Below are 25,266 nucleotides of genomic sequence, written 5' to 3' on the forward strand. Positions count from 1 at the left end.
AGGCTCCATGCTCGATCATATTTTTCTCTCGGTAAGCGACATCAAGCGCTCGATACACTTTTATCAGGCAGCACTGACGCCGCTTGGCATCACGGCGCGTCTGGATTACGACGGCAAGGACGGGCCTCCGGGTCATCCTGACCTCAAGGGCTTTGGCGCCCATGGCCGAATGTTCTTCTGGCTGCGCGAAGGGGCGGTGGAGGGACAGGCGGTGCACGTAGGTTTCGTCGCCAATAGCCGTGCCGAGGTCGATATCGCCTATGCAGCGGCCATCGCCCAAGGGGCAACAGACAACGGCCCTCCCGGCGCACGTCTGCATTACGACCCGAACTACTACGCGGCCAATGTCCTCGACCCGGACGGCTATAGCCTCGAATTCGTTTACAAGAACTGGCAGCACGCCCAATGAAGAAATTAATGATCTACGGCGCAACCGGCTATATGGGACGCATGGCTGCCGAGTATGCAGCAGCGCAGGGGCTGGATGTCATCATTGCTGGGCGCAATCAGGAGAAGCTGCGCGCTCTGGCCACCCAGTTGAATGTTCCTTATCGTATATTTATGCCTGACGCTTTGGCGCCAGAAATGCTTAACGGTGTCGCCGCGCTCTTGAATTGTGCCGGGCCCTTTGCGCAAACAGCCAGTGCGCTAATGCTGACCTGTATAAACGCTGGCGTCGACTATCTTGATATCACGGCTGAGATCAAGGTCTATGAGCTGGCCGAGCGAATGGGCACTAAGGCAGCCGAGTCAGGCGTCATGCTCCTGCCCGGGGTCGGGTGGGACGTAGTGCCAACTGATTGCCTGGCGGTGCATGTTGCACGTCGGGTGCAAGCGCCGCAGTCGATAAAGATCGCACTTCAGGTCGCAGGTTCGATCTCACGTGGCTCGGCCCGAAGTGTTAGCGAAATCATTGGTGCAGGGTTGCTGGCGAGGATTGACGGGGCAGTGGTTGCAACTCCCGCTGCACAACCACGATCGTTCGATTTTGGCGACGGCCCGGAGCTGTGTGTACCGCTCTCGTTTGGCGATCTGATCACGAGCTGGTATTCCACTGGCATACCCAACATTTCCATGTTCGTGCATTTCTCTGGCGATCCGATTCCCCAAGCAGATATCTCAACGCTTCCTGAGGGGCCGGATGTGCACCAACGTGAAAATCATCGCGCACGAGCCGTAGCCGAAGTTACCGGCGCCGACGGTGCAGTTGCGCGTTCGATAATCGAAACCGTCAATGGCTACACCTACACTCCGCTCGCTGCAGTGGAAGCTGCGCGCAGAGTATTGGGAGGCAAGCGACAACCAGGCTTCGAGACGCCAGCGAGACTGCTGGGGGTTGAGTTCGCCGAGAGCATCGCGGGTACTACCATCACGGATCTATAAAGTCACCAAGAGGTAAAAGCACTGCTGAATTACTCAGGAGTCAGCGGCGGTACCGCTTGCCTCTAACTCTCCAGATATCGCTTTGCCGGCAATTTGCGCCACCTCTATCAACCGCTCACTGGACACGCCGCTGCATGCCGCAGCCGAGAGCCCACGCAAAGTGATCACCAGGTAGTCGGTCAACGCTTGCGCGCCTCGTGGACAAACCTGGTCAAGGTAATGGCGGATCGTCTGGATTGCGGCTTCGCCCAGCTTCTCGGCCAGATTTCGGGCAACCGGATCATCCGCGCGCAAGCCCTCTGTGATCAGGCACCCACGCAAAGCGGTATCTCTTCCGTACTGCTTCGCAGCGGCTACAAGCAGCGATGTAAGTGCTGCTGCGGGTCGCAAATCCGGGGTTAGCAGCTTGTCCAGAGGTAATGCTTTTTCGCCAGCGTAGCGACGCATTGCCCGCTCGAACAGCTCGGCTTTGCTGCCATAGGCGGCATAGAAGCTTGGGGGCTTGATATTCATGGCCTCCGTCAGGTCGGACAGGCTGACTGCATCGTAACCCCGGTGATGGAACAACGCCTGAGCAATCGCTATCCCTTGCTCGCGATCAAACGCGGGACGGCGCTGGCGGGTGCTTATGTTCATTGATGTCTCACTCAGTCGAGGCGACAACTGTAGCGATCGCTACAGCTGATATCAACCGCTTCGGGCACGAATTATTTAGTGATCGCTAAAAAGGTTGTTATTGAACGTGCACTTATGTAGTGTTCACTACATATTCACTCACTGAGACGTGTCCAATGGAATTCAAAAACAAGGTTGTTCTGGTAACTGGCGGCTCTTCAGGCCTCGGCTTCGCCATCGCTAAAGCGTTCGCCCTCCAAGGCGCCACTCTGATCATCACCGGGCGTCGGCAACCTCAGTTAGATGAGGCCGTGAGTCGCCTCGGTGGGAACTCGTCCGCTGTCTGCACGGATATCTCGAACACCACAGACCTTGCCGAGTTGTTCAGCCACATGCAGGCGGTTCATGGCCATATCGATGTACTGATTGCCAACGCAGGTATAGGCGTAATCGAGCCACTGGGAGCGATCACCGAAGCAGGGTTCGATAAGGTCTTCACTACCAACGTCAAAGGCACGATTTTCACCGTACAAGGCGCACTGCCGTTGATGAGCAAGGTGAGCAGCATTGTTATCATCGGCTCGACCGCCTCTATCAACCCTGGCCCCGGTCTGAGCGTCTACGGAGCTACCAAGGCGGCCCTAAGGGCGCTGGTGCGTAGTTGGATTTTGGATATCAAAGGTTCTGGCGTCCGTATCAACCTACTCAGCCCCGGCCCTGTGAACACCCAATCCCTTCGCGATGTGCTTGGCGAAAACGCACAGGAGGTGATTGATGGCCTCAGCGAGAAAAGCACGCTGGGTCGAATCGGCGAGGCACGCGAAATTGGTCAAGCCGCTCTTTTCCTTGCGAGTGATGCGTCAAGCTATGTTAACGGCACCGAGCTATTCGCCGACGGTGGCGCATCGCAGATTTAGGGGTTGATGAACGGACGCACGGGGCATTAATTGCATGCTTCGCCAGCCGAGCAGTCGGTATTTATGGAGTCATCTAATGAACAATTTTGCGGGCTCGGCAATAGACCATATGGGCATCGGTGTTTCGGATATCGTGCACGCCAAGACCTTTTACGCCTCACTGCTCGGGCCACTAGGTATCAGCTTAGTAATGAGCATCGAGGCTGATCCTCCTTGTGCAAAGCCTCGACGACTCGGATTTGGTCGTGGAGGAAAGCCATTTCTATGGTTGCATGACGAGCCCAATTCCAGTCATAGCCTGCACATAGCACTAGTCGCTGAAAGCCGTGAAGCGGTCGACGCTTTTCATGCGGCTGGCATAGCTGCTGGCGGAAAAGATAATGGGGCACCCGGCCTAAGGCCTAATTACCACCCTAGCTATTACGCGGCTTATGTCTTGGCGCCCGACGGAATGAACCTAGAGGCCGTTTGCCAAGCGGCTCTTTGACTCCATAGCCCTTCATCCGGCTAGGACTGCTGCGATAATAATTTCGATGATCTCTCTTCCCAGTTATCCGGATCAGGGCGTCCAGCACGGAGCGCTGGGTTACCGGGCTAAAACACTATGTCGGCCCGTTCGAAGCCGATGATAAAGGCAACCTTCCGCTAACACCGCTTCGCGAGGAGCAGGGGCATCTGGATGGGAAATGAAGTCATCCTTTTCAGCAGCGGCAAATAGTTCGTCCTCTTGGGGGAAACAACAACTGGGCGCGGCCTCCGCCCAAAAAGCTGCACTACTGGCTTCACTGCACACCAAACGAAGAATCAGGCACTTTTCGACGCGCTCGACAGATTACGTGAGATGCGGTTAATCCATAGGACGCTAAAAATGGCTATGCTCAGATGACTCCAAGGAGAGGACGAGGAAAATGGCAGCTGAATACTCGTTATCAGATGTGCTCGAAAGGATGTATCAGAATCAGCTCGCCCTAGAGGCGGCGCTGATGGAGTTAACGCTCCATGTTGAAGCCCAGGGCAGTGCTGAAGTCGGGGATAATGTCCGAGGTGCTTTGTGGGCAATCGGTGAGAATGCTGGGCACATCAAGCAGGGTTTAGCCCGGCTTAAAAAGCTCCCATGACCCAGCCGCTTTTTGATTTTGATCTCAAACGCGTTTCCCGCACGCACTACATCACTGGCAAGGCTGCGATCAACTACCCACACGCTGGAAGCACTACAGGTGGGTGGCACTTCCTGTCCTACTTCGACCGGGATTCGGGTATAGCGAAAGTGGCTTTGGCAGGCATCCACTATCCAGACACCGCCGATTTCTTTGGAGACACTGGAATCATCGACGTTACCGACGAGCTCGCAGCGCGCGGATGGAAATTGGAGGGCAGGCTCGTCTTCATCGCAGACCATTATCGTGCCGCCGGTGACTTGATTATCAAATGGGCTCTCAGCGATTCGACACACTGCAACGTTGTAATAGCTGATTGGTTTCCTACGCATGCAGACCGACAGCGATTCTCGCTTTTGAGCCTAGGTAAACAAAGACTACTCGAGCTAGGTCGCCTGCAACGACTGGAAGCGTGGCTAGCCTCCCAGTAACCCGATAGCTGATTTGGTGACGCTGCCCCTTGGTCGGCATAGATCAGCTATGTCTGAACTACCCCTTTTTTACCGCTCTTTTGCGTATGAGGGCACGGGACACGAACTTAAGTATGGTTTACCGCGTGCTTCAAGCACGTTCACGGTACAGGCGATATTTTCGCTTAAACTCATGCAACCGTACCGTTTGCTCGATCGGTATCTCTGGTTTAAGGGGGATTGCTTGAACGTAAATTGGGAAGGATTACTGCCGATTCGCGGCGAGGTCATCGTCATTGAGGACGACCCAACTCTCCAGTCGCTTATGACCGATATCATGGATGAGATTGGCGCGCAGACTGTCCCGTTCACTACGGCGGATGATGCGCTGGCCTACCTGCTGGAAGCACATGGTGAATGTACCCTAGTGATCGCCGATCACGGCGTCCCCGGCCAAGTCCAAGGCATCGAGTTCATTGAGATGGTCAAAGGCAGGTGGCCTCACATCGCTGCGATACTTACCTCGGGTTGTCTCATCGAGAGCACTGAAGTGCCAGCTCAAACCATTTACCTGCACAAGCCTTGGTCGCTGGATGAGATGGTGGTGGCAGTGGCGGAGCTTTTGCAGCCCGGTCGCCCGATTAGCAAACGCTGAGCCTGGCTTGAAAGCATGAGGCCAGGCAGAACACGGATAGTGCTTAGCTCCTAAGGCTCGCGACTCTACCTCCAGTGAAATCCGTTCGGCGGTGAAGTCCCTGAATTTTCTGAATTTTTCCACGCCCGATGACTCCGTTTGAAAAGAGCAGACGGAGTAAGAGATGGAAAATAATTTATTCGTTATCAACTACAAGCTTCGTGGTGTGCCCAAGTCCTTCATCATCCGTTGCAAAGCAATGCAAAACGCTGATGCCTGGCACTGGGCTAGTTGCGACGCGGGTGTAGCGCCCATTCCTCGTCCCGGTCGCCCCCCGCTGAAGATGGTGTCCAAACCTCAAGCCGAAAAATATGGCATCACCGATGTCACCTGGCGAGCCAGCTCAACATAACAATTTGCGTTCTGGAGGGTATGTGGCGAGTCTGCTTCGTGTCGCAGCCGTCCTCAACGTCCGCTTACCCGATGAGTAACCTGGCTCCAGCTTTTGGAATTAAAGGCTGAATCGATCCGTCGTCTACTATCACAATAAAATCGAGGTCAAGATGTCGCCTTTTGATATCCAGCGGATGCTGATAGACGAATTTCCCTTAGCGTTTTTGCTTGAGGTAGGTTTCAGGGCCACTTTCGCTTTCCTTGCGGTTTTTCTTTTTCTGAAATCCAGCGGTCGACGAGGGATCAGACAGCTTTCACTTTTCGAGCTGGTCGTGATTTTGACATTGGGCTCAGCGGCAGGAGATGTGTCCTTCTACCATGACGTTCCGCTATTGCCGGTCGCCGTGGTCTTTCTCACGCTCCTGCTTCTTTACCGGCTTACAGTTCTGGTGATGACGAAGAGCAAAAAGTTCGAAGCCTGGATGGATGGGCTTCCGGTAACGGTCATTCGTGACGGTCTCTACGAGCTCAAGTCTTTAGAAACGTTGAACATCTCATCTAACGAATTGCTGATGGAGTTACGACAGCAAGGGGTTGAACATCTCGGACAAGTAAGGCTCGGTCTAGTTGAGACCGACGGCGACGTCAGCCTTTATTTTTTCGAACAGAAAGATCTGCGTCCTGGGCTGTCAGTCCTGCCATTAGAACATCGTGCCGAGTATGAAACTGCACCTGCATCGGCCTTGTACTGCTGCGTAAATTGCGGTTTCTCTCAGCACATTTCGGAGGCTCAACGAGCAGACTGCCCTCGGTGTAACCACGACATCTGGTCAATTGCGCTCACAACACCGCGCTGTAGATGACGACTATCCCGTTTGGAGTAGCCTCGCGCCCAGTCGAAGAACCCGATTACGGCCTAATGTCTGTAGAGAATCAATGCCTACGGCTAGGAAACATCAGCCCGAACACTTTGCGTGATTAACAAAATTCAAACCCACCGGGACAATGCAAGGACAACAGCGGGAAGTGCGACGCCCGCCAACAAGGTCTGGCAAGCGATGATCCCTGCCATAAGCGGTGCATCTCCACCTAACTGCCTCGCCATGATGTAGGAGGACGAGGCTGTGGGCAGCGTCTGGAATAGGAGCGCTGCAACAGCGGCCTTTCCTTCGAGCTCAAACAGATGGCAGGCTAGGAGCGTAACGATCGGCATGATTAAGAACTTGACCATCGACGAGTAACCAACCGGGCAAAGCCATTGCTTTATGCTTCCGAACTCAAGCGCGGCACCAACGCACAATAGGCCGAGCGGCAGTGACGCTTGGCCCAAGGCTCGCAACATCGGCTCAATACCAGCAGGTAGTCCCCATCCCAAGACTCGCATGAGGCCGCCGGCGAAGCACGCCAGTAAAAGCGGGTTCAGTGCCAACTGCTTGAGGACTTTGCTGAAAGGCATCCTGCCGCCTGATCCGTACTTCGCGAAAACCAGCACGCAAAGGATGTTCACTGTTGGCACTATCGCCGCGTTCGCGACGGCGGCCAGGGCTATGCCGTGCACTCCAAACAAGCCCGCCGCTGCAGAAACGCCGACGTAATTGTTGAAGCGTATGCCACCCTGAAAAACCGAAGTGAATGCTGCATTGTCCTGAGTGATCAACGTTCTCGCGCTCAACAGCATCAGCGATACCACAACAGTCGACACGACGAGCACCGAGACCATGCTTTGATAGGGCACCCCATCTAGCTTGGCGGTCGCCAGTCCGTGAAAAAAAAGAGAAGGAAGCAGTACGTAATATGCCAAGCGCTCTGCCTGCGCCCAAAAGTCATCCGCCAGAAATTGACGACGTTTGAGCCATGCGCCCAGCACTATCAATAATGCGATGGGCAACAAGGCCGTCAACAAAGAGAGGGTCATACACTTGCCTTGATTTTCTGCACCAGCCGTTCACAGCCCGCGATCAGGATTGACTCATCAGTGGCGAATGAAAGCCTGAGATGACCAGGAATCCCGAAAGCGCTACCTGGAACCGTGGCTACGCCTGCTTCGAGTAGGATGAGCGCGAAAGCTTGATCATCTTTGATCGTTCTAATTCGAGGCAGCAGGTAAAACGCACCCTCCGGGCATGCGACATCAATCGCTTCGCAGGCCCCCAAGACGCTTAGAGCGGAATCACGCCGCTGGCGATAAATAGCATTTCTCTCTTTCACCAGTGCCTGAGACCCATTCAACGCAGCCACCGCCGCCAACTGGCTCAGGGTGCTGGTCTGAGTACAGTTCTGTGACTGAACTGAGCTAATCGCCGTGATCAGAGGCGTTGGCCCACACCCCCACCCCACCCGCCAGCCGGTCATTGCGTAAACTTTAGACACGCCATCCACGATCAGAATACGGTCTCTCAAATCAGGCGCCACCGCCGCCAATGTCTGATAGGGATCATTCGTGTAACGAATTTCTGAATAGATGTCATCTGATAGCACCATCACCCCTGGGTATCGACGCAGCACTTCGGCGATGGCCAACAGTTGCTTGCGCGAGTAGAGCGAACCGGAAGGATTGCCCGGCGCATTCAAGACGACCCACTTGGGCGACTTTGCCAGTCGAAGCGCTGCCTCCAAATGCTCTGCGGTGAGGCGAAAACCTTCCTCTCTCGTGGTCGACACGATCAGCGGTCGCGCGCCGCACATCTTTATCATGGCGGGATAACTCGCCCAATACGGCGCAGGCACGATCACCTCGTCGCCACTTTTGAGGGTCGCTTGAAAAGCGTTGTAGATGATTTGTTTGGCGCCACAGCCGACGGTAACTTGGCCATCGGCGTAATCGAGGTTTCGAATGTCTTTCATGCGCATGCGGATCGCGTGACGAAGTGGCTCAATACCGTTCGACGGTGAGTAGGTCAGGCGACCGCTGACCTCAGCGTGCGCAGCTTCAAGAACGTGTGGCGGCGCGTTGAAGTCCGGCTCGCCCAATGTCAGATCGATGACATCCCTGCCCTGCGCTCGCATCAACGCCGCTCGCTTTGCCATGATCAGGATAGGAGACTGCAGGATATTGTCTGCGGTAGGTGGAGTGCTCATGTCGCCCTTGAGAAATCGTCTGGATGGGCACCACGATAAGAATTCTGACGCTAAAATAAAAACGATTTAAAATTCAGCAAACAACAAGTATCACTCATGGGTCGCCGTGCGGAGAATAAGCTTTCACGGCGTTCGCCAGGGCTGAAGCCAGTCGCCCAAGCGGACGGTCTTCGCGCTCCAGCAATACCACGCGCCTGGTTTTTTGAGGTGTGCCGAACGGCTCAAAGGCGAGTGTTGTCAGGCTTTCGACTTGTTGCTGAGCGAGAGGAATGATGGATACTCCAAGTCCGCTTGAAACCATCTGGATAATCGCATCTTGGCTATCAAGCTCCATGCTGGTCTGCACCCGCATCCGCATAGTGCGAAGCTCTCGCTCAATGGTTCGACCCGCCCAGGCACGACGATCAAAGCGAATGAACGGCTGACTTTTGAGAAGAAGCTGCAAGTCCTCATGCGCGAGGGACACCGGCGCGATAATCCAGAATCCTTCCTCGTAAAGCACCGCGCTCGCCAGGCCATAAGGGTGTGGTTTTACCGGTTCTGTGGTGATAGCAACATCAAGCTCGCCCGCTTCCACGCGCGTGGCCAACTCAGCAGACATGCCCGACGCAACAGTGATGCGCAGGTGCGGATGTTGGGCGCGCAATGCAGACAGTGCGAGGGGCAAAACACCTGCCAGTGCTGTTTGGATGGCCCCGATTCTAAGCCTGCCGCGTAACTCGCTGTCGCCGCCGATCTCAGAGGAGATGCCGTCGTACAAGGCTAGAATTTCTCTCGCGCGCTCCACGGCGATATGGCCCGCATCCGTTAGCACCGGCAACCGTCGTGAACGGTCAAACAGGAGCGCGTTGAAATCCTCCTCCAATGACCGAACATGCAGGCTGACCGCTGACTGGGTGAGATGCACGGCGTCCGCTGCTCTGACGAAAGAACCGTGTTGGGCAATAGCAAGCAGTGTTCGAAGTGCGCGTAGAGACATAGCCATCATCCAACAAGTTGATGAGCGAGCTTACCAGTTGGTGCAGGCGTCTTGTTCGGACGCAGACATCTTCCCTGCGATCCAATATGACCTGTGACGAAATAGCGCACCCCGTGGAAATTTACTTCACTCTTTAAAGCGGGCTAAATAGCCGCCCCTTCGCGGCGACTTCATTTATGAGTTCGTTGAAACGCATCCGCCCCTGGATTGCCTGCCTGGCCGTCTTGCTGAACCTGTTCGCCATGCCGCTGAGTCGTGCGATGCAGACGCCGGACGTTAGCCTGATGCTTTGGGGCGGGTTCTGTTCGGGAGGGAACTCGAGTGCCGTTCCTAAAGATCTCGGCAAGGTGGTTTATGCCTTGCGGTCACCCCAATCGAAACCTGTCATGCAACACGGCGACTGCTGCTGTGGGCATGCAGGATTGGCAGCATTACCCTCTGATTACTATCGCCATTTCCTACCGCAATACACACCCGATACCGCCCTCGAAAACTCTCAACTACCGACGCTGCATCCAAGGATTCGTTGGCCCAGTCTAAGTCCACGCGCTTCTCCTTTCGCCTGATCACAACACTGCTGAAAACCTGCGGTGCTGCCCTCTTTAAATTCTTTTAGCGACCTGCGACGGGACGCTGAACGCCCTTAAAGTTTCTTGATCATCAGGAAGTGCATGCTATGCCTGCTCTAATTACTTTGCGTCTTGCAAAGCGCTTATCTGTGTCCCGCTCCATGTGGCCACTGGTGTCGGCTGGTGTCTTCGCAATGAGCCCTTTGTGCTCTGCATTGGCCGACGCTTCTAAAGTTGAAGACTCGGTTTTGACCCTCGGCACGGTAAATGTGCAGGGAACGGCCAGTGGCCCTTTAAGAACCAGCAGCGTACTCAGCTCGGTGGATATCCTGGGAGGAGATATCCTCGAAAAGATGCCGGTCAACTACAGTTGGGAACTGTTCAGCCGAGCCCCCGGAGTGATGCTCACGGAGTTCAACCAAGGCACCACCTCCGGCAAAATTTCCTTCCGAGGCTTCAACGGCGAAGGAGAAGTGAATGCTGTCAAATTGCTGATCGACGGAATACCAAGCAACAGCAACGACGGCAACATGCCGTACATGGACATGATTTTCCCCCTCGAGCTGGACAGCATCGAGGTCGTACGTGGTACCAGTGATGCTCGCTATGGCCTGAACAACATTGCCGGCAACGTCAAAATGCTCACTCGCACAGGTGGCTACTACAACACGGCGCGGCTGCGTTATGGCAGCTTCAATACCCAAGAAGTACAGCTTGCCAAAGGCATTGAGAGCAGCAACTGGACTCAGAATTACTTTTTCGCCTATCAAAAATCCGATGGCTACCGGGAGCATGCCGAAGCCGACAAGTTTTCAATGTCTGGCAAATGGTTCTACACGCCGGACGATGACAGCTACCGTATGGGGCTCATTGCTCGCCACTACGAAACCGAGGCTCAGGAGCCAGGTTATCTAAGTGAAGAAGATGCACATCATCACCCGGAAATGACCAACAGTTTCAACGCTACTGACAAGGGTACGCGTCGCATAAACCAGGTCAGTCTGCATTTCGATACAGACTTGGCTGATAACCTCGCTTGGTCAGCGAAGACCTACGTCAACACCTTCAATGACAGGCGTTGGACGCAATACTGGAGCACCAGCGCTCAGCAGGAACGCGACGCTTACGAGACGCAGTATGGCGCCCTAACCTCCCTCACCTGGCGACCGCAAGTCAGCTGGCTTTACGATTTCGCCTTGGAAGGAGGCGCAGACGTACAGCAGCAGCAAAATAAAAGTGAGCGCTATCGCACTAGAGACCGCACACGTCTAGGTACCACCCGCGACCAGCAGTTCGACTTCGACACCTATGGCGCTTATGTCCAGTCAGAGATCAAACCCTTCGAGTCTCTCAAGATCGTACCCGCCTACCGGGTCGACAAGATCCAAGGCGACTTCACCAACGAAATGACCGGCATGGACTACGACATCAATGACTATGGCTTGATCAAGCAGCCGAAGATCAGCTTGGTCTATTCCCCTTGGAAGGTGGCAAGTGTCTACGCTAACTGGGGGCGCACCTTCCAGGTAGGTACTGGCGCGGCGGCTTACAAAATTCCTCCCCGAGATACCGATCTGGCACCCTCGATCAACGAGGGCTGGGAAACCGGGATCAAATTCACGCCGGCTGACTGGGTGGACGGGCGTGTCGCCTATTGGCGGCAAGAGGCCTCGGGAGAGGTCAGTCGCAGGCTGAACGACCCAAGCGGCGAATCCGATAATGTCGGTGAAACACGGCGTTGGGGTTATGACTTGCAGATGAACCTGTATCCGAACGAACGCTCGAATATCTGGATGGCCTACTCCTGGCAGTATTCGAAAATACTCCAGCCGAGTGCCAATTTACCCAATAGCAAAGGTCAGGAAATCGACCACATTCCGCATCATCTGTACAACGCTGGCATCAGCTATGACGCGACGCCTGCATTACAGCTGACTGCGTGGATGAACGGCCAGACTAATTATTACCTGGAACGGGAAAATACTGAGGGGACTTATGGCGGTTACGTGCTGATGAACCTCGGCGCAACCTACAAGGTGACGCAGTCGGTGAGCGTCGACCTACAGCTTAAAAACCTTACCAACCGATATTATGAATACGTCTGGTACGACCCGGATGGGGCTCAGGCGTCTCTGCATTCGCCAGGTGATGGCCGTGCGCTTTATACAGGAGTTACTTTGGATTTCTAATATGGAAGATAGCTGAGGCCAGGTTGGCCTCAGCAGCTCAGAGAGTTGTTGCTGGACGGTCACGGGGAGGATGCTCACTGTCGGTCGTTCTCATTTCGCGAAAAAAAATACGCCGATATTCAGAAGGCGATGTGCCGAGGTGAACGCTGAATTGTTGCCTGAACGATAAAGCCGTTCCAAACCCCGCCTCACCAGCTACACATTCGATAGGCAAGTCAGTGGTTTCCAACAGCTCCTGCGCCCTTGCAACGCGTTGAGCATTCAACCATTTTGAGACGGTACTACCGGTTGCTTCTCTGAATCGCCGGGTGAATGTGCGCCTACTCATTTTAGCCATGTCGGCCAGCAAATCTAGCGACAAATCCTTTGAGAGGTTCGCTCGGGCCCAAACCATTACATCGGACAGATGAGTCTCGCTGGCTAGATGCGGCACAGAGTTCTCAACGTATTGAGCCTGACCTCCCTGTCGATGGGGCGGTGTAACGAGCATCTTCGCGGTGCGGTTAGCCACATCAGCACCTAGCCGCTGGCGTACGAGATGCAGGCAGCAATCGATTGCCGCCACGGTTCCTGCAGAGGTCGTGATATTGCCATCGTTGACGTAGAGCACTTCGGGTCTGAAGCGAACCTCAGGGAAACGTCGAGCGAACTCCTCCCTGGCGGCCCAGTGAGTGGTTGCTTCCTTCCCATCAAGTAGCCCGGCATCTCCGAGGACGAATGAGCCTAAACATAATCCCACTATGAGCTTACCTTGACCATTGGCGAGCTGAAGCGCCTTCACCAACTGTGCAGACGCGATGGCCGATTGATCGCCCCATGCCGGAATGACAATTACGTCGGATGCCTCCATCAGTTCCAAGCCATGAGTGACCTCCAAACCAATCCCTTGATCGCTACTCACCATACCCGGCGACTCTGCGCAGTACCTGACGTCGTATTGAGGTTCACCAGGCGCGGATTGAGCTGTTCCAAGAACCACTCCGGGGACAGAAAGATGGAACAGGCTCACTCCATCAAAAGCTAGGACAGCGACGCGTATGGTTTGCATCAGGCAGCCTCCTCTTGGATTGAATGTTTCCCTAGAAGAACCATGGACGACCATTTATGCCTTCGATTGTTTACGGGGGAATGGGATATGCGGCCAGTCCCCCTGGGATGACAACTTGATGGCCCGATACTATCGAAATATGTCATTCAGGCCACTGTTGGCCTCAAAAGCATTCAGCAAGAATGGAGTCATCAACATATCAAAAGGACTAAATACATGAAATTCAGAATTCTCCCCCTCGTAGCCAGCATGGTCTGCGCGGCAGCGGCCACCCAAGCGTTTTCAGGCACAAACGACACTAAGGTACCTGCCGCTTCTCATAAGGTGGATTTACAGCAAGTTCGTAACGCCACGGTAAAAATCAACTATGGGGGTACGACGTTCCTAATCGATCCAATGCTGGCAAAAAAGGGTGCCTACCCAGGATTTGAAAACACCTACCGCAGCAACTTGCGCAATCCATTGGTTGACCTGACCGAGTCGCCCGAAAAAGTCATCTCTGGTGTGGATGCTGTCATCGTCACGCATACACATCTTGACCACTGGGACGATGCTGCTCAGAAGGCACTGCCAAAGGACATTCCTCTGTTCGCTCAGCATGAGGATGATGCGAAGTTGATTCGCTCCCAAGGGTTCACGAACGTACGCGTACTGACTGATGAAGCCGAATTTGGCGGCGTCAAGATCACCAAGACTGGTGGTCAGCATGGCACAGACGAAATGTATGCCGTGCCGGCCCTTGCCAAACCGCTAGGCGAAGCCATGGGCGTAGTCTTCCAAGCGCCAGGCTACAAGACCCTTTACCTTGCTGGCGATACTGTATGGCGTAAAGAAGTCGATCAAACAATCGAGAAATATCATCCAGAAGTCATTGTTCTGAACGCAGGTAAAGCAATGATGACCGGGTACAAAGGCTCGATCATCATGGGAGAGGAGGACGTCCTACGAGCCTCAAAGGCTGCGAAAGACGCAAAAATCGTTGCCGTGCACATGGACGCAATCAATCACATGTCGCTAACTCGTGAAGAACTGCGTACGTACGTCAAGAAGCACGGCATTGAGGCCCGGGTCGATATTCCGGAAGACGGCGCTTCGCTGGAATTCTGATTGATTGGGCCGTGGTTGACGCTGGTTTATAACCGCAAAACCCCGGCCCTCTACCGAATCACACGGATAATGTGCAGGAGTAATTTTTATGAAGCGAGGTCTCATCGTTGTTGACCTGCAAAACGAATACCTACCCACTGGCAAGCTGCCCCTGACTGGCATCGACACCGCAGTCGAGAATGCTATCCGGGTGATCAGCGATGCTCGTGACGCGGGGCTCCCTGTTTTTCACATCAGGCATGAGTCCGCTGAAGAGGCTCCCATCTTCGCAAAGGGATCTGTTGGTGCAAACATTCAATCAGATGTAGCTCCACTAGATAACGAATCTGTGATTCTAAAAAAACACATCAACGCATTCAGGGAAACAGATCTGAAGCAGCAGTTAGAAGCCGCTGATGTCCAGGAAATCGTGGTTATAGGCGCAATGAGCCACATGTGCATCGACGCGGTGGTACGTGCAGCTGCGGACATGGGTTATCAAGTGACTGTGTTGCATGATGCGTGCGCCACATTGGATCTCACCTTTCGTGGCGTTTCCGTACCTGCCGCCATGGCGCATGCGGCAATAATGGCCGCGTTCGAGTTCGGCTACGCCACTGTTCAGTCAGTGGACGAGTATCTATTGGCCTGACTAGGCGACTGTAAGTCTTGCGGCCCTAGGGCCCCTTGTCGTTTCCTACAGTATTACGCGAGATTAAACGAAGAATCCCCTCCTCCTATCGATTTTGGAATGCAACGAGCCCAGACGCGTAGGGGACAAGCAATGAATTTTAACACTGTGCAGAGCTCATCCCCTTTCTAATGGCGTTAAGAGACACGTCCGATTTCCCATCGTGTAGGTCTGATGCAATGAAAGTAACTAGAAAAATAATAGGAGACCGTGTGAATAATCCTCGCTGGGTGATTCAAGTAATACTGTGCTTAGTGGCATTCGCAGCAAACTCAGTATTCTGCAGACAAGCATTGATGGAGGGGCAGATTGATCCTGAGTCATTTACGATAATTCGATTGCTCAGCGGTGGGATTTTTTTGCTGATGCTAACCAAGATTCGCAGTTCTAGATTAACTGTCGGTGGAAGTTGGAAGGGCGGCCTGTCCCTTTTCGTATATGCCTATCTCTTCTCAATCGCTTACGTTCAGTTAGGGGCAGGTATGGGCGCTCTGATTTTGTTCGGTGCAGTGCAGGTAACAATGTTTATTTTCGCGTGGATTCAAGGAGAACGCTTTTATAAGAGGGTGGTGATCGGCATGCTGGTTGCTTCTTTCGGTTTGCTCATGTTGTTGCTACCTGGCACCAGCTCCCCTCCTTGGGATGGTGCGCTGCTAATGATAATTTCCGGTGTGGCATGGGGTGCCTATTCGCTGCTGGGAAAGGGAGCTGCGAATCCACTTGCCCAGACCACCGGCAACTTTGTGAGGTGTCTTCCATTTATCCTCATACTTGGTACAGCCACGTTGTATGGAAGCGCCCTTCAGATCAGCGCTTCTGGAGTGATGTATGCACTTGCTTCAGGTGTCTTGGCATCAGGCTGCGGTTATGCGCTCTGGTACAGCACAATCAAGCACATTAGCTCCCAACAGGCCGCCACTCTCCAGTTAAGCGTTCCGATAATCGCTTCGCTTGGAGGTATACTGGTTTTGAATGAGCCTGTATCGCTGCACCTATTGTTGATCTCAGGCATCGTACTGGGAGGTGTCGCGATGGCGTTACTGCCAAAACGTGAGCGTAGCGTATCTGGTCAAAAGCACTGATAACCAATACTCGACTCACTTTGATGCCTTGTACACTCCAAGCTTACGAGGGTAGGTCACGATCGTCCAATCTTATCCCAACAAATGAAGCGGGTGACTCAACTGGCTTACACAACGTTCGGCTGAGCGTCTGGCCTTTCTCGCTGCATACGAGCCGCCATCGCCGGTCGGTAGGAAGCTGACACAGCGTGAGCTTAAAGTATTTGAGTCTGGCCACCGCATGAGCGTGAACTCAATCAAGCAGCACCAAGCATCAAATTCCACGCCCCAATAATGAATTTAAAGGTATACAAAAATGCACAACCATCAGGCTGACGCTAACTTCATGCGAGATCTCCAAGAGGCTGCCCCCGAAATGGTCGCGGCATTTTTCAACTTTGACAAAGCTGTATTCAACAAGGATGTCGGTAGCCTGAATTTAGCCACGCGGGAATTAATCGCTGTTGGCGTAGCAGTTACTACACAGTGTTCTTATTGCATTACCGACCATGCGAAGCGAGCCATCAGCGCGGGGGCGTCGAAGCAAGATGTAGCCGAGGCGATCATGGTAGCGACAGCGCTTCGAGCAGGTGGAGGGATTACCCATGGATGGCAAGCGATGAAAGCTGCCCATCAAAGTGATGAGTCACGACGCTAAAGCAGTATTCGTCTGGGTATGTTTCAAAAAAACGCTATCGGATCGAAGCTGCGCATCGCGGCAATCCGATCTTTGCACAGAAATAAAACGTGATGTGGACTTGCTTCGCGTGCCCGACCCTTCGAGTCTAGAAAAACATATGTGAGGAATTCAATCAGTCCGTTAATCCAAGTTAGAGTTAACCAAAAGATGTCACTCTCATCTAATCCCTCCACCCGAGAGTAATGGGTGCCAAACACACGGTGGGCACGCATAAGTATAGGACGGCATGTCGCCCACCCGACTTGATCGCCGCAAACAGAAAATTTCGGTTGCTCCGGCTAAGAATCGGTATGAATATTTAACGTGAACAAAATGAAGGCACACAAGCGGAAAGAATGTCGGGGTATAGAAAAAGACTGATCTCCTACCGATCCGAGAGAAACGAACGTCGGCAAGCGGCGATCTCAAAGCTCAGCTCTTCGATCAGCGTCGATAGTGCGAAACTGGACGCAAGGATATCACCACGGACAGCGGTAACAAGAAGATCCACACGACCAGAACAAGGTTCGTAAAGTTTGATAGTAAGGGTGCCATCTGCGCTCAATGTACAATCGCACGAAAGTGGTCGAAAAGCCGACTCAAGAGCCTTTCGCAACTTAAGCGCAGAATTTCCTGCTCGCATTTTTGACACCCAGAGACGGTCTATCAGAGGGTCTACTAAAATCAACCTATGAATGGATTGCTTTCAGTCAGATTTAGAAGCAAACATGCTCACCGCCTCCACCGCATCGCTTGTTCCCTTTTGGATTTGGGATATAACCTCTCCCGCTTGATCAGCCAGCATCACGCCACGCTGTGCACGTTCGCGCGTATAAACCATGCTCGCCACCGCGTCGCGTGTCTCAGTAAGAATTCTACCGATCATTTCTGCAATTTCCGCTGTAGAGCGGCTTGTACGTCCCGCCAGCTGTCTGACTTCATCCGCCACGACCGCAAATCCACGACCTTGGTCACCGGCACGTGCTGCCTCGATTGCAGCATTCAGCGCAAGTAGGTTGGTCTGTTCAGCGATACCTCGTATAGTGTTGACGATAGCCGTTATTTGCTCCGATCTATCCCCCAACTCTCCAACCAATCGCGCAGATATTCCAATGCTCTCAGCTATTGAGCGCATCTCTATCGCTGTCTCGTGAATGACCTGCGCTCCTTGTTTTGCTACTCGCTCAGTTTCAGCGGAAATATGGTAGGCACGTGATGCACCTTGGGCTTCCTCGCCAATTTTCTCAATGCGAGCGGTAATGTCGCTAGCAAATTTTATAATCTTGATTAACTTCCCATCACGGTCATAGACAGGATTATAACTTGCTTCTAGCCAGACCGTTTTGCCGCTCTTGGCTATTCTTTTGAATTGACCGCTAAAAAACTCGCCCGCGTTCAGGCGTCGCCAAAAATCAATGTATCCTTCTGTGCGCGTCAACTCCGGCTCACAAAACAAACTATGATGCTTCCCTTTTAATGCGGACACCTCATAACCCACCACATTTAAGAAATTTTGATTTGCACATATTATATTTCCACCTGTGTCAAATTCAATAATTGCCATCGCCCTGTCAATCGCATTCAACTTCGCGCACAATTCTGAATCTCGAGCGACTTGCTCCGTTACATCAAAGGCGAATATTATTATTTTTTCGACTTTCCCAGACGCTCCCAACAGTGGGCTGTAGGTGGCTTCAATCCAAATGACTTCACCAATCTTCGTAATCCGAGGGAATGTACCAGACAATGACTCTCCTAACTGCAGCCTCTGCCAAAAAGAAGGATATTCAGGGCTTCGGCCAAAGCTCGCTGGGCAAAAGTCTATGTGCGCTTTGCACAAAACCTCGTCAGCATTATAACCAAACAAGCGCAAAAAATTATTATTCGCACTTGCCACTTTTCCCTCTGCATTAAATTCAATGATAGCCGTTGACCGATCAAGAGCCACAAATAATTCTTTAAGCTCGCTGCTTTTAGCTTCCAAATCGGATAGTTTTCTTTTCAGCGTTTTATTAAACATGATCAGACCTTAGAAAATGATAACGAAATGAATAGGTATTACGCAAAATCTAATGAGTAACCCTCTCCCCCTCTAAGCTCAATCCACACCTAAATATCAACTAGCCATTGGGTTGAAAATAGAGGGCTAGCGTCAACTGGCGAGCAGGATAAATATGACTTTTTATAAACACCAGCAACAAGTAAAAATAATCCTGCGCTTTTCTTTAGGATTGCGCTTTCTTTTGATTATCAATTCAAATGTAATAAAAACGGAATTGAAAGCAGGCCGGGGCAAAAGCTATAATAGAATTTTATGTGACCAATAATGAATGATGGATATTTACGGCGCTAACCAACTACATTTTCATGACATAGGGGATGCCTCAGAGCACTTCCAAAGCTACGATAATTTCATGTCGATAGCTCCGGGTTTGAATGGGACGCTAGACTATGGAAAGAGGTTTTGTGTTATGGGCACGTCATTCGTAAGTCTTTCTTATAGCCAGTCTGGATGGGGATATAGAACGTCGAACGAACTGGATGGTTTCTCCATTACAATGCCACATTCTGGCTTTATGCAATGGCGCAACCATAATGGAATACACAGGGCTGAGCGAGGAGCTCTCGTAATCGCTGACCAGAGAGAAATATTTCTCGCGAATTATGCCGCGGGAACAAACTACACAACGATATATATTTCCAACGCTGACATGGCAAAACAACTTACCTTGATCTTAGGCTACGCCCCTAAATCGAGAATTTTTTTTGACGAAAGAATAAGCGAACGATGGCAGATTAATTCGATCCAGAGACTCGTAGAAACCATTTTAGATTTTTCGGAAAAATCACCAGTACTTGTAAAAAAAGTTGCTGATAGCCTAAAAGAAAGCTTGATAGGTTTTTTTCTCTGCAACTTTCGTAACAATTACACTTTGAGTATCCTCGGCCCCGAAAGATCCATCACGCTTACGCCTCACTTGATCAACCGGGCTGCAGAATTCATGGCATCCAGTGTAGACCCACACTTAACCGTGTGCGAAGTCGCCACCCATGCAGGCCTCAGCGTTCGCTCTCTGCAAATGGGGTTTAAGAAATTTAAGAACACAACGCCTATCGTCTTTTTGCGAGAGCAGAGACTGGAAAAAGCGAGGCGTATGTTAAACATGGAGGATAACTCACTCACTCCAAAAGAAATTGCATACGCATGTGGCTTCACCAATTATCAATCCTTTTGCAAATACTACAGCCTTAAGTATTTCATTCATCCTTCGTTCATAGGACAGCCCTCTCTTCGTAAGAAACTGTGAACACACATTGGCTTATAAGGTGCGAGGAAGTTGAGAGAAGTGATTTGTGGCGAATGGAAGATCAGTGAGCACGCAGCGGCGGCTCCTAGGGCTTTGCTGCGGGCTCGCCTAGGGTACCGCGCCTGGTACACGCATTCCAATAAAGCAGCTCTTAAGGTATTTTCACATGCACCAATATCAAACTTTGAACTTTTGAACGAGATGGTTCAAGTTAACCGCTAGCCGACTGAGTTCATTGCTGGCCGTAATTGTTTGATTTGCACCCTCGCTGCTTTGAATCGCTAAAGATCTAATGCTCAACAAGCTCCTGTCAACGTCTCTGGCGACGTGTGCTTGTTGCTCCGATGCGACTGCGATCTGTAGGTTACGCTCGTTGATTTGAAGAACAGAATCCGTGATCTGCCGCAATGATTGGCCCGCCCCCTCAGCCGTCCTTTTAGTATTATAAACTTCTTCAGTGCTTCGACGTATTGACTCGACTGTTGTTGAGGATCCACTCTGAATTGCTGTTATCATTTTCTCTATTTCCAAGGTGGAAATTTGAGTTCGATGCGCGAGCGCTCTCACCTCATCAGCAACAACAGCGAACCCCCTCCCTTGTTCGCCTGCGCGTGCGGCTTCAATAGCGGCGTTTAAAGCCAACAGGTTGGTTTGCTCCGCTATACTTCTGATTACGCCTACAACTTGGCTTATATCTTCCGCCTGTCCCGCCAATTCTGTCACCTGAGAGGCGGAGCTTTCCACGAGCTCTGTCAGAGTCTCTACGGCAGACAACGTTTCGGAAACACGGAGATTACCGAGCTTAGCCGCCTCGCTAGACTCCTGGGCTGCTTGGGAGGTAGAGGTTGCGTTACGAGCAACCTCTTCAACTGCGGAAGTCATTTCTGTTACAGCAGTGGCAGCTTGTTCAATTTCGCTATTCTGTTGCTGAAGATGCCGATCCGCTGCCTCAGTTATAGAGGTCATTTCGACTGCAGCTGAACTCAGCTGGATGGACGCTTCAGAAATTTCTAAAACTGTGTCTTGGAGATTCTTGGACATAAGATTGAGGGCAACCATTAGCCTAGAAACCTCATCTGTGCCCGTAATTTCAAGACGCCGCGTAAGATCCCCCGACGCAATTTCCTCAGCAAGCCTGAGCGAGTCCCCCACAGGCTTTACTATACTGCGCGTCAATGCTATAGCTAAAACAATAGTAAGCAAAAGGGAAACAACAACAATAGTAACAAGTACATTCACACTTTCATTATAAACAACGCCCGCCTCAACCCCCAAAGCTTTTGCTTGTTCGGCATTGAACTGCCTAATAACGTTAAGTCTTTCCTGAAATGAGCTGGCATTATCCGCCTGGGTAGAATTAGCAAATATCAACGCCTGCTCATGCTCAGACAAGTCAAGATTTGACAATTGCGCAAGCCCTGCAATATAAATCTTCATCGCTTGATCTGCAGCCTCGAATTGCTCCCGATCCTTCTCACCAGCGATGAGGTTCTTACGATAGTAATCGCTACGCTCTTCTAATATTTGCACCGCATGTTGGACTTTAGCTTCGGCGGCGCTCTTCCCCGCCACATTTGTTGAGTTAGCAAGCATCCTGATGCTTTCTAACCGGGCGTTAAGCAAGGAGATTTGGATATCATCGATAGTCTGCGTACTCGGCAAAGCATTTTCTGCTAACTGTTGTCCGGCGGCCCTTAAGTGAGATAGCTGCACGTAAGCGAAAACACCTAAGAAAATGAGAATGGCAGTGATACTTCCGAAACATAAAGTAGCTTTAGTAGAAATACCTAAATTCTTGAAATTCATAGCGACTCCGACAGTCGTTTTTCCATCACAAGCTAGCTAGCCTGGAGAAGTATTTTAATAGAAATGTATAACATTGCTGCAGGTAATAACCCTAGCCAATTTCGTTCCGATACGGAAACAGTTTGCACGCTAGTGCGCTTTGTCAGGATTTGTCGACAAGACTAATTTCCGCATTAAATAATTCATCATCAAGCTTCTTCAAGGTTCGAATACTCTTAATTAACACTTTCTTATAGTCACGAAATGCCTCCCAAAGTGGATCATCCGGATCACCCGGAATCTCCATTTCGAGATTGGCTGTAAGTGAATTGAGATAACTAAGACTTTCGCCGATGTTACGCTTAATAGTCGTTTTCAGCGCTTCAAGTGAAAAATTCAGCTTCTTCAACTCTCTAGCAAGCATATAGGAAGGCAACGAAGTAGTTTTATTGGAATCACTCACATCGAATTGCGCAGCTTTTTCAACCTCAAGATTAGCGAGCAAAAACGTATGCTCAAGCGCACGCACTGAAAAAACAATCCCACCTACATCCTCTACCATCTGCATGGTAAGTTCTTCGCATTTTCGAGTTGCTTCTATATATTTTTTTAATTTAGGCATTATAGGAAACCAGCAGAGTTCGTTAACTATCATGAAATTATTATTTTCTTGTCTTCCATGACGACGAGCGCACTGAAGCTGAACTAAAATTCTATGGCTATTCCTCGCTCTGACGATGCATTTACGCGCAATCTAGATCATATGTGTGGCTAAATAACCAATAACACTGTCAAAAGAATCAGTTTTTCCAATCTAACGTTGGCTTGGGGAAGGTGGCGATGTGATGATACTACGCTATCATTTCGTCCGAAATAAATGACAACAGGTTGACGATTCACGCCAAAAGTGGATACATGCGCACTACATTGGTGCGCAGGAATTCGCTGAATGCTACCTAAAACGATTCAGTTCATCGCTTTTCCCCAGGCTAATTTGATCGACCTGGCTGGCCCTCTAGAAGTATTTTCAACAGCAAACTATTTTTCAGATCCGAAAGCTCCGCCCTACCATCTATCGATGGTTTCGCTTGATAGCGTAGCCGCTGTGCTTCCTGATACCTATATCCACACCGCCCTTCTAGATGAGAGCTCACTAGCCCCACATACGCTAATCGTTCCTGGTGGGTTAGGCATATACGATTTCTGTAAGCATCCCCAATTTAGCGCTGTATTTAAAGCTCACGCTGAGAAAGTGACGCGCCTGGTCTCCGTTTGCACTGGAGTGTTTGCACTAGGCGCAGCCGGAGCGCTCTCAGGTTGCAAAGTTACAACGCACTGGTCTGCGTATGATGAACTTGAGAGAATCCATCCAGATGTTTTACTTCGTCGTGGGCCTATATTTGTCAACGATGGACGCATTTGGACGTCAGCTGGTGTCACCTCAGGTATCGACTTAGCCTTAGCACTTGTTGAAGCTGATTTAGGGCACGCTTTAGCTTTGAAAGTCGCGAAACACTTGGTCGTATTCTTAAAGAGGCCTGGTGACCAGAGTCAGTTTAGCTCTAGCTTAGATATGCAAACCAGAAGTTGCACTTTTTCTGATCTGCATGCATGGGTAAATGAAAACCTTGTAGAAGACTTGTCGATCCCGGCGCTTGCCAAGCGAATGCATATGAGCGAGCGTACCTTCATAAGAAGGTACAGGACAACAACAGGGCAGACCCCGAGCAAGATGGTCGAAAAACTAAGAGTTGAAGCCGTACGTCACTTGCTGGTGAGCACCGAGTGCCCTCTCAAGGAAATCGCACACTTGACGGGACTGGGACATGAGGCAAGTTTGATAAGGAAATTTTGGAAGTTTTTTGGCGTAACCCCAAGTGAGTATCGCCAAAGATTTAAGTCAACAATCTGAATGTACGGTCTGACCATCAGACTGCTGATATTGCTCGTCAACGAGCGTTATAGCTGATCCCGCACAGTAATATTGTGAGCAAAAAGGCCCCATAAGGGCCTCCTTGCAGAGGGTGATTACTTGCTCAGCCAAGACTCAACAGTCGCAGCGCCGTGCTTTGTTTTCCATTCCTTGAGCGTTTTGTGATTACCGCCCTTGGTCTCTACGACTTCGCCCGTTTCAGGATTTTTATAAACCTTCAATTGGCGAGGCTTGCGGCTGCCAGCTTTGGACTCGACAGCTGGAACGCGACGACCAGTTTGCGGATCTAGGAGATTGATCACGTCCTTCAAGCTGTAGCCGTATTTTGCGAGCAAATCACGCAGCTTGGTTTCGAACTCAATTTCTTTTTTGAGCCCTGCGTCGCCCTTGAGGGCTTCCAGAGCTTGGAGCTGTTCGGCGAGGTGTTTTTCAAGCTGGCGAAATTCTGCGAGTTTGGACATGACAGGTCTCGATTAGATAGGTGATTAAGAGTGTATTGCAGTTCTGCATTTCGTGCCCGTTTCGTAACCGGGCTAGGGAAAATTCTTAACTAGCGATAATGATAGCTCGACCATAATTCCAAATAATTGTGGAGAGCTCGTCGTTCCGCCCACGAATACTGTCGACTCTCGCTTTAGTCAGTCGTCAACATCCGAAGCCAGAGATAGCGGCTGAATCAGGTGCGAGCCCTGATTACGAACATTCCCCACATCCTTGCCAACCTTGTACCAGTGAAAATCCGTAGCAGGCCTGCAGTGCTCCATTGCGAGTTCGCGCGCTCGTTCAGGTGAAGTGTCGGGATCGACCCATTCACGGGCGTACTCAGGCGATAAGACCAGCGGTTTGCGATCGTGGATATCGACCATGCCTTCGTCACTCGCAGCGGTGATGATGACAAAGCCGTCGCGGCCATCCGGCTCCATACCTTCGTGCACCTCGCCCAATCCTGCGAAGAACATGGGAATTTGCTCTTTCAGAGTAATGAAATACGGCTGCTTTTTTTTCGGATCCTCTTCGTCCTTTACCCATTCGAACCAGCCATTCGCCGGAGCAAGCACGCGTCCGTTTGGCCAGAGCTGATTGAAGAACTTGCCGGTGATGACGGTCTCGACTCTCGCGTTGATCGGGTCAGGACGCTTTCCCTTCGCCCAGAATGGCGCCCAGCCCCATCTGACCTTATCAATGCTCAAGCCATCCCGAACCGGCCGGATGATTTCCACCCGCGTCGACGGGGCGACGTTGTATCGCTCGACTGGCCAGAGGTCATAGCCATTGATCACCAACTGCCTTGGCGCAAGCTCCTTGAGGTAGTGATCCATCGATTCGTAGATCGAGTAGCGTCCGCACATGC

General features: G+C 51.5%; 28 protein-coding genes and 1 pseudogene. 17 read left to right on the top strand and 12 right to left on the bottom strand.

The window, feature by feature from the left end:
• The first annotated feature begins 7 nt into the window (after window positions 1–7).
• Together KVG85_RS13195 and KVG85_RS13200 are read left to right on the top strand one after the other, a co-directional pair.
• Window positions 8–409, top strand: coding sequence for a VOC family protein (locus tag KVG85_RS13195; protein ID WP_130928744.1), 402 nt, complete (start codon window positions 8–10; stop codon window positions 407–409).
• Window positions 406–1,383 (top strand): saccharopine dehydrogenase family protein, encoded by a 978-nt coding sequence (locus KVG85_RS13200; protein WP_217864073.1) that lies wholly within the window; start codon window positions 406–408, stop codon window positions 1,381–1,383. The genes KVG85_RS13195 and KVG85_RS13200 overlap by 4 nt, the downstream gene beginning before the upstream one ends.
• A gap of 33 nt (window positions 1,384–1,416) precedes the next feature.
• Here KVG85_RS13200 and KVG85_RS13205 read toward each other — a convergent pair whose 3' ends face one another.
• Window positions 1,417–2,019 carry a TetR/AcrR family transcriptional regulator gene (locus tag KVG85_RS13205; protein WP_217864074.1) on the bottom strand — a complete coding sequence of 201 codons (603 nt, stop codon included), beginning with the start codon at window positions 2,017–2,019 and terminating at the stop codon, window positions 1,417–1,419.
• Window positions 2,020–2,174: 155 nt separating this feature from the next.
• Between KVG85_RS13205 and KVG85_RS13210 the strand changes: the two genes are divergently transcribed.
• The 7 genes from KVG85_RS13210 (at window position 2,175) to KVG85_RS13240 (ending at window position 6,372) form a co-directional block, all read left to right on the top strand.
• Entirely contained in the window at window positions 2,175–2,915 is a 741-nt protein-coding gene (locus KVG85_RS13210) for an SDR family NAD(P)-dependent oxidoreductase (RefSeq protein ID WP_217864075.1), read from the top strand.
• A gap of 76 nt (window positions 2,916–2,991) precedes the next feature.
• Complete coding sequence (locus KVG85_RS13215) at window positions 2,992–3,402, top strand: VOC family protein (protein ID WP_217864076.1); 411 nt, start codon at window positions 2,992–2,994, stop codon at window positions 3,400–3,402.
• A 421-nt stretch (window positions 3,403–3,823) separates the two neighbouring features.
• Window positions 3,824–4,033 (top strand): hypothetical protein, encoded by a 210-nt coding sequence (locus KVG85_RS13220; protein WP_217864077.1) that lies wholly within the window; start codon window positions 3,824–3,826, stop codon window positions 4,031–4,033.
• A complete protein-coding gene (locus tag KVG85_RS13225; protein WP_217864078.1) occupies window positions 4,030–4,503 on the top strand; it encodes a hypothetical protein in 474 nt (157 codons plus the stop codon). Before KVG85_RS13220 ends, KVG85_RS13225 begins: the two co-directional genes overlap by 4 nt.
• A 49-nt stretch (window positions 4,504–4,552) precedes the next feature.
• Window positions 4,553–5,137 carry a response regulator gene (locus KVG85_RS13230; protein WP_309298234.1) on the top strand — a complete coding sequence of 195 codons (585 nt, stop codon included), beginning with the start codon at window positions 4,553–4,555 and terminating at the stop codon, window positions 5,135–5,137.
• 163 nt (window positions 5,138–5,300) lie between these two features.
• The gene (locus KVG85_RS13235; RefSeq protein ID WP_217864079.1) at window positions 5,301–5,528 is read left to right on the top strand and encodes a DUF6555 family protein; all 228 of its coding nucleotides are present in this window, start codon (window positions 5,301–5,303) and stop codon (window positions 5,526–5,528) included.
• Between the two features lie 151 nt (window positions 5,529–5,679).
• The gene (locus tag KVG85_RS13240; protein ID WP_217864080.1) at window positions 5,680–6,372 is read left to right on the top strand and encodes a DUF421 domain-containing protein; all 693 of its coding nucleotides are present in this window, start codon (window positions 5,680–5,682) and stop codon (window positions 6,370–6,372) included.
• A gap of 125 nt (window positions 6,373–6,497) precedes the next feature.
• Here KVG85_RS13240 and KVG85_RS13245 read toward each other — a convergent pair whose 3' ends face one another.
• The 3 genes from KVG85_RS13245 to KVG85_RS13255 form a co-directional block, all read right to left on the bottom strand.
• On the bottom strand, window positions 6,498–7,424 hold the full coding sequence (locus tag KVG85_RS13245; RefSeq protein WP_217864081.1) for an AEC family transporter: 927 nt from the start codon (window positions 7,422–7,424) through the stop codon (window positions 6,498–6,500).
• Complete coding sequence (locus tag KVG85_RS13250; protein ID WP_217864082.1) at window positions 7,421–8,587, bottom strand: pyridoxal phosphate-dependent aminotransferase; 1,167 nt, start codon at window positions 8,585–8,587, stop codon at window positions 7,421–7,423. The genes KVG85_RS13245 and KVG85_RS13250 overlap by 4 nt, the downstream gene beginning before the upstream one ends.
• 94 nt (window positions 8,588–8,681) lie before the next feature.
• A complete protein-coding gene (locus tag KVG85_RS13255; RefSeq protein ID WP_217864083.1) occupies window positions 8,682–9,566 on the bottom strand; it encodes a LysR family transcriptional regulator in 885 nt (294 codons plus the stop codon).
• Between the two features lie 176 nt (window positions 9,567–9,742).
• Between KVG85_RS13255 and KVG85_RS13260 the strand changes: the two genes are divergently transcribed.
• Both KVG85_RS13260 and KVG85_RS13265 read left to right on the top strand, forming a co-directional pair.
• Window positions 9,743–10,132 carry a DUF2946 domain-containing protein gene (locus KVG85_RS13260; RefSeq protein WP_217864084.1) on the top strand — a complete coding sequence of 130 codons (390 nt, stop codon included), beginning with the start codon at window positions 9,743–9,745 and terminating at the stop codon, window positions 10,130–10,132.
• 197 nt (window positions 10,133–10,329) lie between these two features.
• Window positions 10,330–12,324 (top strand): TonB-dependent receptor, encoded by a 1,995-nt coding sequence (locus KVG85_RS13265; RefSeq protein WP_225926822.1) that lies wholly within the window; start codon window positions 10,330–10,332, stop codon window positions 12,322–12,324.
• 37 nt (window positions 12,325–12,361) lie between these two features.
• Here KVG85_RS13265 and KVG85_RS13270 read toward each other — a convergent pair whose 3' ends face one another.
• Window positions 12,362–13,372 carry a GlxA family transcriptional regulator gene (locus KVG85_RS13270; protein ID WP_217864085.1) on the bottom strand — a complete coding sequence of 337 codons (1,011 nt, stop codon included), beginning with the start codon at window positions 13,370–13,372 and terminating at the stop codon, window positions 12,362–12,364.
• Between the two features lie 216 nt (window positions 13,373–13,588).
• Between KVG85_RS13270 and KVG85_RS13275 the strand changes: the two genes are divergently transcribed.
• The 4 genes from KVG85_RS13275 to KVG85_RS13290 all read left to right on the top strand — a co-directional run bounded on the left by KVG85_RS13275 (window position 13,589) and on the right by KVG85_RS13290 (window position 16,868).
• Window positions 13,589–14,479, top strand: a complete 891-nt coding sequence (locus tag KVG85_RS13275; RefSeq protein ID WP_217864086.1) for an MBL fold metallo-hydrolase — start codon at window positions 13,589–13,591, stop codon at window positions 14,477–14,479.
• Between the two features lie 88 nt (window positions 14,480–14,567).
• Window positions 14,568–15,110 carry a cysteine hydrolase family protein gene (locus KVG85_RS13280; protein ID WP_217864087.1) on the top strand — a complete coding sequence of 181 codons (543 nt, stop codon included), beginning with the start codon at window positions 14,568–14,570 and terminating at the stop codon, window positions 15,108–15,110.
• Window positions 15,111–15,328: 218 nt separating this feature from the next.
• On the top strand, window positions 15,329–16,231 hold the full coding sequence (locus KVG85_RS13285) for a DMT family transporter (RefSeq protein ID WP_217864088.1): 903 nt from the start codon (window positions 15,329–15,331) through the stop codon (window positions 16,229–16,231).
• A 295-nt stretch (window positions 16,232–16,526) separates the two neighbouring features.
• Window positions 16,527–16,868, top strand: coding sequence for a carboxymuconolactone decarboxylase family protein (locus tag KVG85_RS13290; protein ID WP_150792768.1), 342 nt, complete (start codon window positions 16,527–16,529; stop codon window positions 16,866–16,868).
• A gap of 406 nt (window positions 16,869–17,274) precedes the next feature.
• On the opposite strand, the gene KVG85_RS13295 is transcribed toward KVG85_RS13290, so the two are convergent.
• Window positions 17,275–17,532 carry a DUF1652 domain-containing protein gene (locus KVG85_RS13295; protein WP_217864089.1) on the bottom strand — a complete coding sequence of 86 codons (258 nt, stop codon included), beginning with the start codon at window positions 17,530–17,532 and terminating at the stop codon, window positions 17,275–17,277.
• A 63-nt stretch (window positions 17,533–17,595) separates the two neighbouring features.
• The gene (locus KVG85_RS13300; RefSeq protein WP_217864090.1) at window positions 17,596–18,909 is read right to left on the bottom strand and encodes a methyl-accepting chemotaxis protein; all 1,314 of its coding nucleotides are present in this window, start codon (window positions 18,907–18,909) and stop codon (window positions 17,596–17,598) included.
• Between the two features lie 310 nt (window positions 18,910–19,219).
• Between KVG85_RS13300 and KVG85_RS13305 the strand changes: the two genes are divergently transcribed.
• The gene (locus KVG85_RS13305; RefSeq protein WP_217864091.1) at window positions 19,220–20,197 is read left to right on the top strand and encodes a helix-turn-helix domain-containing protein; all 978 of its coding nucleotides are present in this window, start codon (window positions 19,220–19,222) and stop codon (window positions 20,195–20,197) included.
• A gap of 177 nt (window positions 20,198–20,374) precedes the next feature.
• On the opposite strand, the gene KVG85_RS26295 is transcribed toward KVG85_RS13305, so the two are convergent.
• The 3 genes and pseudogenes from KVG85_RS26295 to KVG85_RS13315 form a co-directional block, all read right to left on the bottom strand.
• Complete coding sequence (locus KVG85_RS26295) at window positions 20,375–21,256, bottom strand: methyl-accepting chemotaxis protein (protein WP_373877938.1); 882 nt, start codon at window positions 21,254–21,256, stop codon at window positions 20,375–20,377.
• A pseudogene (locus tag KVG85_RS26300) lies at window positions 21,230–22,003 on the bottom strand (MCP four helix bundle domain-containing protein); the annotation flags it as partial. The gene KVG85_RS26295 and the pseudogene KVG85_RS26300, both read right to left, overlap by 27 nt.
• A 142-nt stretch (window positions 22,004–22,145) precedes the next feature.
• Window positions 22,146–22,604 (bottom strand): hypothetical protein, encoded by a 459-nt coding sequence (locus tag KVG85_RS13315; RefSeq protein WP_217864093.1) that lies wholly within the window; start codon window positions 22,602–22,604, stop codon window positions 22,146–22,148.
• 327 nt (window positions 22,605–22,931) lie between these two features.
• On the opposite strand from KVG85_RS13315, the gene KVG85_RS13320 reads away from it, so the two are divergent.
• A complete protein-coding gene (locus tag KVG85_RS13320) occupies window positions 22,932–23,894 on the top strand; it encodes a GlxA family transcriptional regulator (RefSeq protein ID WP_217864094.1) in 963 nt (320 codons plus the stop codon).
• Window positions 23,895–24,010: 116 nt separating this feature from the next.
• Here KVG85_RS13320 and KVG85_RS13325 read toward each other — a convergent pair whose 3' ends face one another.
• Window positions 24,011–24,376 carry a histone-like nucleoid-structuring protein, MvaT/MvaU family gene (locus KVG85_RS13325; RefSeq protein WP_217864095.1) on the bottom strand — a complete coding sequence of 122 codons (366 nt, stop codon included), beginning with the start codon at window positions 24,374–24,376 and terminating at the stop codon, window positions 24,011–24,013.
• A gap of 177 nt (window positions 24,377–24,553) precedes the next feature.
• Window positions 24,554–25,264 (bottom strand): SOS response-associated peptidase, encoded by a 711-nt coding sequence (locus tag KVG85_RS13330; RefSeq protein WP_217864096.1) that lies wholly within the window; start codon window positions 25,262–25,264, stop codon window positions 24,554–24,556.
• Window positions 25,265–25,266 lie beyond the last annotated feature (2 nt).

The sequence above is a fragment of the Pseudomonas triticicola genome, from assembly GCF_019145375.1.
Classification (GTDB): domain Bacteria; phylum Pseudomonadota; class Gammaproteobacteria; order Pseudomonadales; family Pseudomonadaceae; genus Aquipseudomonas; species Aquipseudomonas triticicola.

What these genes read in the sequence shown, in the direction of transcription:
- KVG85_RS13295 (WP_217864089.1), bottom strand. Translation starts at nt 17,532, where the DNA reads ATGCGAGCAGGAAATTCTGCGCTTAAGTTGCGAAAGGCTCTTGAGTCG.
- KVG85_RS13285 (WP_217864088.1), top strand. Translation starts at nt 15,329, where the DNA reads ATGAAAGTAACTAGAAAAATAATAGGAGACCGTGTGAATAATCCTCGC.
- KVG85_RS13225 (WP_217864078.1), top strand. Translation starts at nt 4,030, where the DNA reads ATGACCCAGCCGCTTTTTGATTTTGATCTCAAACGCGTTTCCCGCACG.
- KVG85_RS13215 (WP_217864076.1), top strand. Translation starts at nt 2,992, where the DNA reads ATGAACAATTTTGCGGGCTCGGCAATAGACCATATGGGCATCGGTGTT.
- KVG85_RS13230 (WP_309298234.1), top strand. Translation starts at nt 4,553, where the DNA reads ATGTCTGAACTACCCCTTTTTTACCGCTCTTTTGCGTATGAGGGCACG.
- KVG85_RS13210 (WP_217864075.1), top strand. Translation starts at nt 2,175, where the DNA reads ATGGAATTCAAAAACAAGGTTGTTCTGGTAACTGGCGGCTCTTCAGGC.
- KVG85_RS13245 (WP_217864081.1), bottom strand. Translation starts at nt 7,424, where the DNA reads ATGACCCTCTCTTTGTTGACGGCCTTGTTGCCCATCGCATTATTGATA.
- KVG85_RS13290 (WP_150792768.1), top strand. Translation starts at nt 16,527, where the DNA reads ATGCACAACCATCAGGCTGACGCTAACTTCATGCGAGATCTCCAAGAG.
- KVG85_RS13260 (WP_217864084.1), top strand. Translation starts at nt 9,743, where the DNA reads ATGAGTTCGTTGAAACGCATCCGCCCCTGGATTGCCTGCCTGGCCGTC.
- KVG85_RS13235 (WP_217864079.1), top strand. Translation starts at nt 5,301, where the DNA reads ATGGAAAATAATTTATTCGTTATCAACTACAAGCTTCGTGGTGTGCCC.
- KVG85_RS13240 (WP_217864080.1), top strand. Translation starts at nt 5,680, where the DNA reads ATGTCGCCTTTTGATATCCAGCGGATGCTGATAGACGAATTTCCCTTA.
- KVG85_RS13300 (WP_217864090.1), bottom strand. Translation starts at nt 18,909, where the DNA reads ATGTTTAATAAAACGCTGAAAAGAAAACTATCCGATTTGGAAGCTAAA.
- KVG85_RS13265 (WP_225926822.1), top strand. Translation starts at nt 10,330, where the DNA reads ATGAGCCCTTTGTGCTCTGCATTGGCCGACGCTTCTAAAGTTGAAGAC.
- KVG85_RS13320 (WP_217864094.1), top strand. Translation starts at nt 22,932, where the DNA reads ATGCTACCTAAAACGATTCAGTTCATCGCTTTTCCCCAGGCTAATTTG.
- KVG85_RS13315 (WP_217864093.1), bottom strand. Translation starts at nt 22,604, where the DNA reads ATGCCTAAATTAAAAAAATATATAGAAGCAACTCGAAAATGCGAAGAA.
- KVG85_RS13195 (WP_130928744.1), top strand. Translation starts at nt 8, where the DNA reads ATGCTCGATCATATTTTTCTCTCGGTAAGCGACATCAAGCGCTCGATA.
- KVG85_RS26295 (WP_373877938.1), bottom strand. Translation starts at nt 21,256, where the DNA reads ATGGTTGCCCTCAATCTTATGTCCAAGAATCTCCAAGACACAGTTTTA.
- KVG85_RS13270 (WP_217864085.1), bottom strand. Translation starts at nt 13,372, where the DNA reads ATGCAAACCATACGCGTCGCTGTCCTAGCTTTTGATGGAGTGAGCCTG.
- KVG85_RS13275 (WP_217864086.1), top strand. Translation starts at nt 13,589, where the DNA reads ATGAAATTCAGAATTCTCCCCCTCGTAGCCAGCATGGTCTGCGCGGCA.
- KVG85_RS13255 (WP_217864083.1), bottom strand. Translation starts at nt 9,566, where the DNA reads ATGTCTCTACGCGCACTTCGAACACTGCTTGCTATTGCCCAACACGGT.
- KVG85_RS13325 (WP_217864095.1), bottom strand. Translation starts at nt 24,376, where the DNA reads ATGTCCAAACTCGCAGAATTTCGCCAGCTTGAAAAACACCTCGCCGAA.
- KVG85_RS13200 (WP_217864073.1), top strand. Translation starts at nt 406, where the DNA reads ATGAAGAAATTAATGATCTACGGCGCAACCGGCTATATGGGACGCATG.
- KVG85_RS13220 (WP_217864077.1), top strand. Translation starts at nt 3,824, where the DNA reads ATGGCAGCTGAATACTCGTTATCAGATGTGCTCGAAAGGATGTATCAG.
- KVG85_RS13250 (WP_217864082.1), bottom strand. Translation starts at nt 8,587, where the DNA reads ATGAGCACTCCACCTACCGCAGACAATATCCTGCAGTCTCCTATCCTG.
- KVG85_RS13205 (WP_217864074.1), bottom strand. Translation starts at nt 2,019, where the DNA reads ATGAACATAAGCACCCGCCAGCGCCGTCCCGCGTTTGATCGCGAGCAA.
- KVG85_RS13305 (WP_217864091.1), top strand. Translation starts at nt 19,220, where the DNA reads ATGATGGATATTTACGGCGCTAACCAACTACATTTTCATGACATAGGG.
- KVG85_RS13330 (WP_217864096.1), bottom strand. Translation starts at nt 25,264, where the DNA reads ATGTGCGGACGCTACTCGATCTACGAATCGATGGATCACTACCTCAAG.
- KVG85_RS13280 (WP_217864087.1), top strand. Translation starts at nt 14,568, where the DNA reads ATGAAGCGAGGTCTCATCGTTGTTGACCTGCAAAACGAATACCTACCC.